The sequence below is a fragment of the Campylobacter estrildidarum genome (genome assembly GCF_005406205.1).
Lineage (GTDB): Bacteria > Campylobacterota > Campylobacteria > Campylobacterales > Campylobacteraceae > Campylobacter_D > Campylobacter_D estrildidarum.
Genome location: NZ_NXLZ01000003.1, coordinates 151,735 through 163,105, shown reverse-complemented (window position 1 = coordinate 163,105; position 11,371 = coordinate 151,735). Strand labels below are relative to the sequence as shown.

General features: G+C 30.0%; 13 protein-coding genes. 3 read left to right on the top strand and 10 right to left on the bottom strand.

Annotated features, from left to right (window positions below):
* The 10 genes from CQA69_RS09025 to aroQ form a co-directional block, all read right to left on the bottom strand.
* Positions 1-1,060 (bottom strand): Cj0814 family flagellar-dependent secreted protein (locus tag CQA69_RS09025; RefSeq protein WP_212741623.1); only part of this gene is annotated, 1,060 nt, incomplete at its 3' end.
* Between the two features lie 53 nt (positions 1,061-1,113).
* Complete coding sequence (locus tag CQA69_RS02930; RefSeq protein ID WP_137620330.1) at positions 1,114-1,764, bottom strand: hypothetical protein; 651 nt, start codon at positions 1,762-1,764, stop codon at positions 1,114-1,116.
* Positions 1,765-2,598: a flagellar motor switch protein FliY gene (gene fliY / locus CQA69_RS02925; protein ID WP_137620329.1), complete on the bottom strand. Its 834-nt coding sequence runs from the start codon at positions 2,596-2,598 to the stop codon at positions 1,765-1,767. It abuts the gene before it with no gap.
* On the bottom strand, positions 2,595-3,674 hold the full coding sequence (gene fliM, locus CQA69_RS02920; RefSeq protein WP_137620328.1) for a flagellar motor switch protein FliM: 1,080 nt from the start codon (positions 3,672-3,674) through the stop codon (positions 2,595-2,597). The genes fliY and fliM overlap by 4 nt, the downstream gene beginning before the upstream one ends.
* Positions 3,674-4,366 carry an RNA polymerase sigma factor FliA gene (locus CQA69_RS02915; RefSeq protein ID WP_137620327.1) on the bottom strand — a complete coding sequence of 231 codons (693 nt, stop codon included), beginning with the start codon at positions 4,364-4,366 and terminating at the stop codon, positions 3,674-3,676. Before CQA69_RS02915 ends, fliM begins: the two co-directional genes overlap by 1 nt.
* Positions 4,347-4,703, bottom strand: coding sequence for a hypothetical protein (locus CQA69_RS02910; protein WP_137620326.1), 357 nt, complete (start codon positions 4,701-4,703; stop codon positions 4,347-4,349). The genes CQA69_RS02915 and CQA69_RS02910 overlap by 20 nt, the downstream gene beginning before the upstream one ends.
* 17 nt (positions 4,704-4,720) lie before the next feature.
* Positions 4,721-5,587 (bottom strand): flagella biosynthesis ATPase FlhG, encoded by an 867-nt coding sequence (flhG, locus tag CQA69_RS02905; protein WP_137620325.1) that lies wholly within the window; start codon positions 5,585-5,587, stop codon positions 4,721-4,723.
* Positions 5,580-7,004, bottom strand: a complete 1,425-nt coding sequence (flhF, locus tag CQA69_RS02900; RefSeq protein ID WP_137620324.1) for a flagellar biosynthesis protein FlhF — start codon at positions 7,002-7,004, stop codon at positions 5,580-5,582. Before flhF ends, flhG begins: the two co-directional genes overlap by 8 nt.
* Entirely contained in the window at positions 7,005-7,487 is a 483-nt protein-coding gene (gene folK, locus CQA69_RS02895; RefSeq protein WP_137620323.1) for a 2-amino-4-hydroxy-6-hydroxymethyldihydropteridine diphosphokinase, read from the bottom strand.
* On the bottom strand, positions 7,487-7,972 hold the full coding sequence (aroQ, locus tag CQA69_RS02890; protein WP_137620322.1) for a type II 3-dehydroquinate dehydratase: 486 nt from the start codon (positions 7,970-7,972) through the stop codon (positions 7,487-7,489). The genes folK and aroQ overlap by 1 nt, the downstream gene beginning before the upstream one ends.
* A 92-nt stretch (positions 7,973-8,064) precedes the next feature.
* Here aroQ and mqnF point away from each other — a divergent pair, with 92 nt between their 5' ends.
* From mqnF to CQA69_RS02875, 3 genes are all read left to right on the top strand, one after another.
* Entirely contained in the window at positions 8,065-9,294 is a 1,230-nt protein-coding gene (gene mqnF, locus CQA69_RS02885) for an aminofutalosine deaminase family hydrolase (protein ID WP_137620321.1), read from the top strand.
* Complete coding sequence (gene sppA, locus CQA69_RS02880; RefSeq protein WP_137620320.1) at positions 9,282-10,178, top strand: signal peptide peptidase SppA; 897 nt, start codon at positions 9,282-9,284, stop codon at positions 10,176-10,178. The genes mqnF and sppA overlap by 13 nt, the downstream gene beginning before the upstream one ends.
* A gap of 80 nt (positions 10,179-10,258) precedes the next feature.
* Entirely contained in the window at positions 10,259-11,290 is a 1,032-nt protein-coding gene (locus CQA69_RS02875; RefSeq protein WP_137620319.1) for a Cj0069 family protein, read from the top strand.
* The last annotated feature ends 81 nt before the right edge of the window (positions 11,291-11,371 follow it).

Here is an 11,371-nt window from a genome sequence, read left to right as displayed (position 1 = left end):
CAAGATTGGAATTTTGTTGTGCTATTTGTGCCTTATATTTTTCTCCCATAGCATCACTTTTAGCTTTCATTTCTAGCCATTGTTTTTTGAATTCTTCTACATTGCTTATATTTTCAGTTAAAGAAAGTATCTTCATCATACTTGAACCTATATTATCATCTAAAGCATAAGCAATATCATTATCTTTCATAAATTGATATAGCTCTTGTATTTTATCTGCTCCAAAATCATCGTCAAGACCTGCTAACTTACCTGCAACTGTTGTTTCCCCACGTAAAAATTGAGAACTATTATTTGAAGCAAGAAAAGCCATCAAAACTCCACCTTTAGATATTGAACCATCTATGTTTGTATAAATATTTTTCCCTATATCTACACCTGTGCTTAATTTAAAAATATCTGATTTTTTATCGATATAACCATCACCAAAACTATCCCAATCAGGAAAACTTATAGTATTTTTTAAAGAATTTTCATACAAGCTTTTATCTGCTGCGTCTACAAAACCTGTAGGATTTGAGCTAGCAGCTTTATAATATTCATCTTTGGTATAGATTTTTGTTACTTGCAAGGTTTTACTATCCCATTGAAACCATTGTGGAATTTTATTTATATCTTCAGTTGTAAAATTTCCTTTTGGCTCATCAATAAGTTGTGAAAAAACTTTATAAGCTCTTCCTATACTTTTGGCTATATCTAAACTTGTAAAAGCTTTCGCTGTATTTATTTGATCTTTTGCAAAATTCTCCATACCCTTAGCATAAATCTTATAATCTTTTGGTATTCCTGCAGCTTCATTAAAATCACTTGTAAAAAAACCATCTTCATCTACACCATAACCTAGTATTTTATCTATAGCCTTAGATTTATCACTCACTAAATTTGAATTTGTTTGTTTAATTTGTTTTAAAGAAGTATTGTTTGAGATATTATTATTTGAATTTGTATTGCTATTTATTTCTTTATTATCTACTAAATCATTTGTTTTAGAATTCTTTTTAGAATTTAAAGTATTTGTATAATAATTATAATTTGAGTAAGAATTTATACTATTTATCATTTTTTACTGCCTTTTGATCATTTCTACCTTGTATATCGGTAGAAATGAAATTTTTATTTATTACTTATTTGCAGTAAAGATTCTAATAGTTGATTTTTATTATTAAATTCTGCATAAGATATATAAGTTGAATTTTTATCTTTTATTATTTCATTCATAGTTCTTATAACCTTATCATTGTCAAGCTCAATTTTATGTTGAGTATTATCAATATACTTTGCAATTTTTGCTATATCTGTTTGTATATTTTCATCACTCACACCAGCAGCTGCAAAAAATGTTTTTGCTTGTTCAGCTATACCATATCCAAAAGAATATTGTAAAAACATATCTTTACTTAATTCTTTTGAATTGTTGATTAATTCTTTGGAGTCTGAAGTATTTAAATTTTCACTTGCCTTTTGAGCTTCATTTAACACAAGATTGTAAATTCCTACTTGTGCTTTAAAGTGATTTTGCAATTCGATTAAATGAGGATCTTTGTTTTTTGTAGAATTGATTATTTGATCCATTTTGCTTAAAATATCGTCAATAGCTTTTTTAAATTCTGTCTTATTTACATTACCTAAATAGCTTGAATTTTGGCTTAAAGAACTTAAATTGAGACTTTGTTTTAAAATATCATCAAAATTACTTTGAGTTTGATTTGAAGTTTTTTTGCTATGATCTAAAATATTAGTATTTTGAATTTTATTTATATTCATTTATCTTAATTGCTCTAATCTTTCTTTTTTGGAGCCTATTTCTGTAATTTGCACTCCAAAATTTCCATCCACAATCACTACTTCCCCATAAGCGACTCTTTTTTCTCCAATTAAAATTTCAAGCGGATCATTAGCAAGTTGATTAAGCTCAACAACAGAACCAATATCCATCGTTAAAACATCTTTTAAAAGCATTTTTTTATTACCTATGCGAACGCGAACTGGCAAACGAACATCCATAATTAAATTTATATTTTTAAGTTCTTCGCTAATTGCAAAGGCTTTCTCTCCCGTATTTCCAGTTTGATCATTTGGAGTTTCTATGGATTTTCCAGTTAAAACATTATGTATTGTTTCGTCCATAACTAGAGAAATTTGCTCTTCTAGACTTTCTATTTTTACATCGAAAAAATAAAGCTTTATAAAATCCTTAAAATCAACATTGTCCGCTACAAAATCACAAGAACTAAGTTCAAATTCCATTTTTGGAATATCTTTTTGTGCTCCTAATGTGGTAGAAAAAGCTGAAATAATATTTTGTATAGCTTCTTTGGCTGCATCCATTTCTTCTGAGCCAAGTTGATCTTTCTTAGAGATTTCTTCTTCTCCCATCATCCATTCACCAATAGCACTCATAAGAACAGAACTTGCTAAAATTCCTATCTTACCTCCATTATTTATATTAAATACAGCATAAACTAAAGGCGGTTTAAGTGTATCCTGAGATGAAACATCAAATTCTTTATATTCGCTAAATTCTGCATTTTTTCCCGTTAAACCTTCTATGGTGCTAATACATTCATTCGTAAATAATTTTAAAAAATCATTAATCATACTTCTTCCTCCTCTTCCATATCTTCCGCATTATAAGCATTGGCTTTTGCTTTACGTTCTTCTTCATATTTTTCCAAGATTTCTTTAATCTCATCTTTATCTGTGCGTACAAGTTCTATAATTTTAATGGATTTTCTAAAACGATGTAAGCCAATTTGTGCTAAAAATACCTCTTTTTTATCGATACAAACAATAGCTTTATCATCAGCTTCTCTATCGAGTTTTAAAATATCTCCTTGCTTTAATTCTAAAAATTCATGCACATTGATTAAAGTTTTTCCTAAAATTGCTTCATAAACAACTTCTGCACGACCAATTAAGGTTTTAAGTTCTTTATTTCTTGATTTTTTTGCTGAAGTTTCACCCATCATAATATCACGATTTGCTAAACGACTTAAAATACTTTCTAAATGCACAACGGGATAGCAAATATTAACCATTCCGCTTGAATTTCCTATAATGATTTCCATTACAACCATAATTACAATTTCGTTTTGAGATACGATTTGGACAACATTTGGACTTGATTCTTTGGCTTCGACACTTGGGTAAATTTCCGTAACACTTCCCCAGCTTTCTTTTAGTCTTTGCATAATAATACGCAAAATAGAATCTAATAGATTTAATTCAATGTCTGTAAGCTCTCTTGAAGCTTCATAGCTCTCACCTTGACCGCCTAAAAGTCTATCGATCATAGGAAAAGCAATACTTGGATTGATTTCCAAAACACAATTTCCATCTAAAGGTTTAATAGAAAATACGTTAAAGCTTGTAGGACTTGGTAAAGACATTAAAAATTCACCGTAAGTCATTTGATCCACAGAGTGAAGTTTTGTTTCAACAATACTTCTCATCATAGACGAAATTTGAGAAGCCAAATTTCTTGCAAGCTTATCGTGTATACTTTTTATAGTTCTTAATTGTTCTTTAGAAACCCTATTTGGACGCTTAAAATCATATACAACTATATTTCTTTCTTCTTTGTCCTCTTTAGAATTTGAAGCTGCAGGTGCTTCTGTATCATCAACAACTTCAAGTAAGGCGTCAATTTCTTCTTGGGAAAGTATTTCTGCCATTAAATTAGCCTTTCTCTAAGTTTTTTAAGAAGTTTTTTGTGAATTTGAGAAATTCTACTTTCGCTAATTTCTAAAATCTCACTAATTTCTTTAAGACTTAATTCTTCATAATAATAAAGTTGAATAATAAGTTGATCGCGTTCTTTTAATCCTTCTAAAATTTCTTGTATTTTTTCTAAAAATTGTTCTTTTTCAAGTTTTTCTAAAGTATCATCTTCATTGTAAAGCTCTATTTGCTCATCAATTGGTAGGGTATAGCTGATCGCGTGTGCTGTGCGAACTTCTTTGATTTTTTCTATGTCTAAATCAAGTTTTTGTGCTAAATATTCATCATCTGGTTCTTGTTCATTTTCTCTAAAGTATTCATCGATTAAATTATCAATGTCTTTTATTATTTTACGATTATTACGACTCATTACGTCTAAAGAGCGTAAAAAATCGAGCATAGAGCCATTAACGCGTTTTCGAGCAAAACCCCAAAAACTATCATTTTGATCTTTATCATAGCGGCGAGAAAGTTTTATCATTTCTTCAACCCCGACACTAATTAGATCATTAACATCAATACTAGAAGGCAAACGCTCTTTTAAACGAAAAGCCATTGCACGAAGTGCTGGCATATAAGATAAGACTAATTCATCTTGTTCGTTTTTTAATGTTTGAGCATAAGCTTTAGGCGGCTCTTTTCGCATTTTTTCGTCTTTCTTTAGATTCGTTTTTCTTTAACTCTTCTCTTTCTTCATTGAGTTTATCTAGAATTATATCCATTTTCTTTTCTCTAATTACAAGATCGTTAATTATATTATTGCTAGTTTTTTCATAATCGTGCTTATTGAAAATTCTTCCACTGATTTTTTTAACATCAATAAAAGTCATAATAGCAATATGAATACAAACATAAAACATAAAAGTGATAAAACAAGTAAAAATTAAAATATCAAAAGCTTCATCTATGCTAATAACACTAAAGGCAAGTCCTATAAAAAACCCGCAAACTGTAAAAAAAGCTACATAATTTTCTGGTCTCATAATTCCTTCTTTAATTGCTAAAATCTTTCGATAATTTTTCTAAAGAAATTTGAAAAACTTCGATTTGAAACATTATCAAGCATTTTCCGTTCCAACCTGTATAAAAGCTTAGATGCTAGGGATTTTAACTCATCGCTTGCATTGGTATTTTCATCTGTAAATAGAGTTCGTTTTTTTATGCTAGAGCTTACGTCTTTAGAAGAGCTTAGATGCCCTAAAAATTCCAAATTAAGAGGATTTTTAATATTGGCATCAGCAACTTTTTTTATATTTTCAAAAACCTTTAAGGCTTCGTTTTCATTTTTAACGACATTAAACAACATAAGTAAATTTTCTTTAGTTTTTGAAGTCGTTTTTATAGTGGCATAAGCGTCTGTAATTGCTGCAGGATCTGGAACTGTAACTATTATAACTTCATCAGCCATTTCTAAGAAATTTAAAATATTGCCACCAATGCCTGCTCCTGTATCAATAATAAGAAAATCAAGTTCGTCCAAAATACTTGCTTGGTTTAAAAATCTTTCATAAATATTTTTATCATTATATTTTAAAATTTCATCTCCACTTTCGCCCGGTATAAGCCATAAATTAGGTTTGACTTCTATTAAAATATCTTCTAAAGAGCATTCTCCACGTAAAACATGTAAAAGATTTTTTTGTATGCGCACATTTAAAATTACATCTAAATTCGCTAAACCAATATCTGCATCAAAAAGACCTACTTTATAACCATTATGTGACAAAACATTGGCTAAATTTGCACTAATAGTGCTTTTGCCTACTCCACCTTTACCACTTGTAATAGCTATAAAATGAGTATTTTGAGACTTTTTGGTTCCATCTTGGTTCATAAGAGAGCGAAGCTTATTAGCTTGATTATCCATTATTTTGTCCTTTATTAAAGCCTTCTAAAATACAACGAACTAAAAAGTCACTATTTGCTATTTCTATATCATCAGGAACTTCTTGTCCAATTGAAAAAAAGCTAAGAGGTATATTTGTTTCATAGATAAGAGAAAAAATATTACCAAAAACTTTCGTTTCGTCAAATTTTGTAATGATTAAAGTGTCAATATTTAAAAATGAAAAATTTTTATAAATTTCCATCAAATCTTCAAGTTTGGTATTGGCAGAAACAACCAAATTTACATCGATTTCTGCATTAGAATGCATTAAAAACTCTTTTGTTTTAGCAAGTTTAGTTTGATCATATTGTGAATTTCCTATGGTATCAACTAAGATAATTTCACAATTGTTTAAGCTTTTAATCGCTTCATCAAGATCTTTTGGTTCTATGCTATCAATTATAGGAAGCTTCATCATCTTTGCATATTGAAAAAGTTGTTCTACAGCTCCAATTCTATAAGTATCAAGGGTAATAATACCCGTTTTATAACGTTTATCCCCATAAGCATATCTAAAAGCCAACTTTGCTAAAGTTGTGGTTTTTCCTACTCCTGTTGGACCAACTAACATCATAATTTTTTGTTTTTTAACATCAGTTTCAATGCGACAAGGCAAAATATTTCTTAAAAGAGAGTAAAAATATCTTTGCACCGCTTCTTTATTTGTTTTCATAGAGGCTGGCATATTTTCAATTGTTGCCTTCATTATAGCCTCTAAATGCTTTTCAAGCATACCACTTTCTTTAGCTTGTTTATAAATGGTCGCAAATTCTGGCGGGATAATAAGATTATTTCTAGCTTCAGCTTTTTCATCCCACATCATATCTGCTAAAAGATCTATTTTATCATTGAGCTTATTAATTTGTTTTTCAACGTGCTCTATTTTTTTATTATAACTTGGTTGTGGTGTATAATCTTCCAAAGGAGTATTAGTAACTTTAGAGATTTCACTACTGACTTCACTTAGGCGTTCTTTAAAGTCATTAAAACCCATTTTCGTATTAGGATTTATTTTGTTTTGCGGAAAGTCTTGATAATTTTTTTTATCAACTCTAGATGCTCCCAAATTTAAACTTGCTTTCGCATTTGAAAAGTCAAGAATAACATCTTCATCCTCGCTTATATTTTCAGCTTTTGATTTTTCTAAATTAGGATTTGGGATATTTTTTTGAACAGGTTTTTTAGGTGGTAAGCTTTTTCCCATTTTTTTAAGATGTTCATGATAATCAGCTTCTTCGATAGCAACCATAACTTCATAGAGTGCACCACGATTAAGGGTTTTTGGGCGAATTTGTTTGTTGGTAATGATTAAAGCTTTATCACCATAGTCTTCTTTGACTTTAGGTATGATTTGATCTGTATCTTCAACGGTAAAGGTATGGATAAGTTGTCCCATTTATAATCCTTTTATCAAGCCTAAAGGTAAAATTACACTTATTCTTTCTTTAACCCCGCGATGAGGCACCTCACACCACCTATCACGCTTGACCTTTCTAGAAAAATACAAAAGATCCAAATCAAGTGTTCTAGGAGCGTTTTTGAAAGTTCTTTTGCGTTTAAATTTTAACTCATAAAAAAGTAAAACTTTCAAAAAAGCTCTTGCGTGCAAATTTGTTTGTACTAACATAATTGCATTAGTAAAATCCTTTTGTGCTTTAAATCCAAAAGCTTCATTGATGAGAAAGGGTGAAGTTTCTAAAATTTTTATCCTTTTATCATCTATAAATTTTCTAAATAAAGCATCAAAACGTTTTTTTTCAGGTTCTATATTACTCCCTAGTCCTAAAATAGCAAAATACTTAAACTCCTTTTTATATCGGCTAAAATAAGGAAAAAAACGACTTTTTTCCAGTCGCCTTGCTCCTTTAAGTTTTAACATTATGGTTTATTTTGAACCTGTGCCTGTGCTTGCATAGTGCGTAAATTGTTGATTTGATCACAAATTTGGATCACACCCATAAGAGCTAAATGATATCCAAAAGGACCAAAACCTATAATTGATCCGGCACAAACTGGAGCAATAAGACTTTTTTGGCGAAATTCTTCTCTACGATGAGTATTAGAAATATGCACCTCAATAGTTGGCAAAGCCACAGCTGCTATCGCATCACGAATAGCTATAGAAGTATGAGTATAAGCTCCAGCGTTTATAATAATTCCATCTTTTATTCCTAAGCATTCTTGGATTTTATCTACAATTTCACCTTCAAAATTGCTTTGAAAAAAGTCAAGCTCAACATTATTTTGAGAAGCTGCAATTTTCATTTGTTCGTGGATATCATCCATTTTCATTGCACCATAGATATTGACTTCTCTTACACCTAGCATATTGATATTTGGACCTTGGATGACCATTATTTTCATAAAATTCACCTTAACATTAATTTTTAACTTTATATTATAACATTTTAAAATAAATTTTTGCTACAATCATAATTTTATTTAAGGAAAAATTTGTGTATATTATTAGTGCAAGATATATTTTTTTATGTGATGAGAATTTTACTATTTTAGAAAACCAAGCCTTAGTTTTTGAGAGCCAAATTTTAAAATTAGGAAAACTTGAGGATTTGTTAAAAAAATATCCTAAAGCTCAATGGATAAAAACAGATCAAAATTCGATCATTCTTCCTGCATTTATTAATCCACATACTCATTTAGAATTTAGTGCCAATTCTACCACTTTGCACTTTGGGGAATTTTTAATTTGGCTTAAGAGTGTAATTAAGTCTCGTTCTTTTTTAAGCGCTAAGGCTAAAGAAGAATTGATTCTTAAAAATATAAAAAAAATGCAAAGAAGTGGAGTGGGAACTATAGGTGAAATTTCAAGTTTTGGGAGCGATTTAACCTCTTGTTTAAAAGCTAGTGAAAATGGAATGCGTGTTATTTTTTTTAATGAAATTTTAGGGACAAATGAAGAGCAAATTGAAGAAAAAAAGGCTGAATTTTTACAAAGATTCGAAAATTCTTTAAAATATAAGAGCGAATTTTTTATTCCCGCGATTTCTGTGCATTCTGCTTATTCTACCCATCCAAAACTTGCCCATTTTGCACTTGATATAGCAAGAAAATATGATTTATTAGTAAGCACTCATTTTTTAGAAAGCAGAGCTGAAAATAATTGGCTAAGAAAAGCACAAGGTGGTTTTAAAAAATGGCTAGAAAATTTTATACCTGATCCAAAACCATTTTACACCCCAAAGGATTATATAAAACTTTTTAAGGGTGTAAAAACTCTTTTTACACATTGTGTATATTTAAAAGAATATGAGTGGCTTGATAAAAATTATCATTCTATAACTCATTGTGCTTTTTCAAATCGTCTTTTAAGTCAAAAAACTTTTAATTTAAAAAAAGCTTTGCAAAGTGGTTTAAACATCCATCTTGGAACAGATGGACTTAGTTCTAATATTTCTTTATCAATACTTGATGAAATGCGTACAAATTTGTTAATTCATCAAAGGGAAGATTTACTGAATTTAGCTTCTAAACTTTTGCAAATGGCAACATTATATCCTGCAAAGGCTTTAAATTTAAATACAGGGGAGATTAGGGTAGGAAAAAATGCTGATTTTAGCGTTTTTAATCTTGGAGAATGTGAAAAAAAACAAGCTCCTTTGCAATTTATTTTAAATGCTAAAGAGGTGCAAAAAATTTTTATAAAAGGAAGAGAATGCAATTTATAAAATTATTTTTTAAAACTTTAGGAAATGGCATAAAGTTTATCAACACTTATTTTAAAACTTTTGTTTTACTATTGATTTTTCTTTGGATTTTTGCTTCAAGTCAAGACACAAATTCACATTTTGCAAATTTAGAACGTATTGATTTAAAGGGTGAAATTTTTGACAGTTCTTCTGTGTTGGAAAAAATAATTAATGCTAAAAATGATGATCAAATTAAAGGAGTGCTTTTTGTCATTGACTCACCAGGAGGTGCTTTTGCTCCAAGTATGGAGCTTGCCCTGGCTATAAAAGATTTAAGGGCTAAAAAACCCGTGGTAGTATATGCAAGTGGCACTATGGCAAGTGGGAGTTATTTAGCAGGAGTAGGGGCGAATAAAATTTTGGCCAATCCTGCCAGTTTTATTGGATCGATTGGAGTGATTATGCAGGGTGCCGATATTAGCGAGTTGGCCAATAAATTGGGCATTAAAGAGCAAACCATACAAGCGGGAGAATTTAAGAGTGCTGGAACTTTTACGAGGGCTTGGAGCGGTAAAGAAAAACAATATTTACAAGATTTAATCGATCAAAGTTATGATTTATTTGTTGATTTTGTTTCTAAGGAGAGAAATTTAGATAAAACTCAAAAAAATACTTGGGCTAATGCAAGAGTATTTTTAGCACAAAAAGCTAAGGAGTTAGGATTAATTGATGGCTTAAGTAATTATGAAAATGCTAAAAAAGAGCTTGAAAAACTCAGTAAAGTTCAAAATCCTACTTGGAAAGAAGAAGATAAAATCGATAAATTGTTTAATCGTTTAGAAGGACAAGCTTCAAGTTTGATAAGTAAAAGTTTAATTGAAATTGTTTATAAGGCTAATAATAGTTTTACAAGTGCTAGATAAAATCTTAAATATTTTTTGTTTAATTTTTGTAATATTTTTATGCAATAATCATTTATATTTTAAAATTAAGGAGTAAGGTAATGAAAAAAAATATCGTTTTTTTCGAAGTTCGAGGTGGAAGTGACAAAGGAGAAGATGGCTATAGAAAAGATACTATGCCTATGGTAAATGCTTTAAAAGCTAAGGGTTGGAATGCTGAGGTAATTTTTTTTGAGGTGGGTAAAAAAGATGAAATTTACAAATATGTAAAAGAAAATTTTGATGGTTATGTTTCGCGTATCAATCCTGGTAATCTTAAAGAAGAAAATGAATATTTTGATATGTTAAGAAAACTTTGTGATGATAAGCTTGTAGGTATGCCTCACCCTGATGCTATGATAGGTTATGGTGCTAAAGATGCACTTACAAAGTTAGCAGATACTGATCTTGTTCCAAGTGATACTTATGCTTACTATGATATCAAGACTTTTAAAGAAAATTTCCCAAAAAGCTTGGCTAAAGGTGAAAGGGTTATAAAACAAAATCGTGGCTCTACAGGAGAAGGAATTTGGCGTGTGAGTGTAGAAGGTAGTGTCAGTGGAGATAGTTTACCTTTAAATACAAAAATCAAATGTACAGAAGCTAAGGATAATCATGTAGAGCATAGAGAGCTTGGAGAATTTATGGATTTTTGTGAGCAGTACATTATAGGCGATAATGGTATGCTTGTGGATATGACTTTTTTACCACGTATTAAAGAAGGTGAAATCAGACTTTTAATGCTTTACAGCACACCTGTAAATGTGGTACATAAAAAACCAGCTGAAGATGCTGATGCTTTTTCTGCTACGCTTTTTAGTGGAGCAAAATATCGTTATGATAAGCCAGAAGATTGGAAGGCCTTAGTGGATATGTTTTTGAGTGAACTTCCTAAAGTAAGAGAAAAATTAGGTAATTATGACTTACCATTGATTTGGACGGCCGATTTTATTTTAGATACTGATGAAAAAGGTAATGACAAATATGTCTTAGGCGAGATTAATTGTTCTTGTGTGGGCTTTACTTCTCATTTAGAACTTGCTGATGAAGTAGCTTCAAATATTATCAATATCGTAAGTAAATCTAAAGCTTAATCTTTTTAATGTCCATTTTATTATTGACAAAATGGACATTCTTTTGTTTATTCTATCGAGAAAAATTTTCTCAAAATGATC

Coding starts and splice junctions, on each gene's coding strand:
- CQA69_RS02930 (WP_137620330.1), bottom strand. CDS start 1,764: ATGAATATAAATAAAATTCAAAATACTAATATTTTAGATCATAGCAAA.
- fliY (WP_137620329.1), bottom strand. CDS start 2,598: ATGATTAATGATTTTTTAAAATTATTTACGAATGAATGTATTAGCACC.
- fliM (WP_137620328.1), bottom strand. CDS start 3,674: ATGGCAGAAATACTTTCCCAAGAAGAAATTGACGCCTTACTTGAAGTT.
- CQA69_RS02915 (WP_137620327.1), bottom strand. CDS start 4,366: ATGCGAAAAGAGCCGCCTAAAGCTTATGCTCAAACATTAAAAAACGAA.
- CQA69_RS02910 (WP_137620326.1), bottom strand. CDS start 4,703: ATGAGACCAGAAAATTATGTAGCTTTTTTTACAGTTTGCGGGTTTTTT.
- flhG (WP_137620325.1), bottom strand. CDS start 5,587: ATGGATAATCAAGCTAATAAGCTTCGCTCTCTTATGAACCAAGATGGA.
- flhF (WP_137620324.1), bottom strand. CDS start 7,004: ATGGGACAACTTATCCATACCTTTACCGTTGAAGATACAGATCAAATC.
- folK (WP_137620323.1), bottom strand. CDS start 7,487: ATGTTAAAACTTAAAGGAGCAAGGCGACTGGAAAAAAGTCGTTTTTTT.
- aroQ (WP_137620322.1), bottom strand. CDS start 7,972: ATGAAAATAATGGTCATCCAAGGTCCAAATATCAATATGCTAGGTGTA.
- sppA (WP_137620320.1), top strand. CDS start 9,282: ATGCAATTTATAAAATTATTTTTTAAAACTTTAGGAAATGGCATAAAG.
- CQA69_RS02875 (WP_137620319.1), top strand. CDS start 10,259: ATGAAAAAAAATATCGTTTTTTTCGAAGTTCGAGGTGGAAGTGACAAA.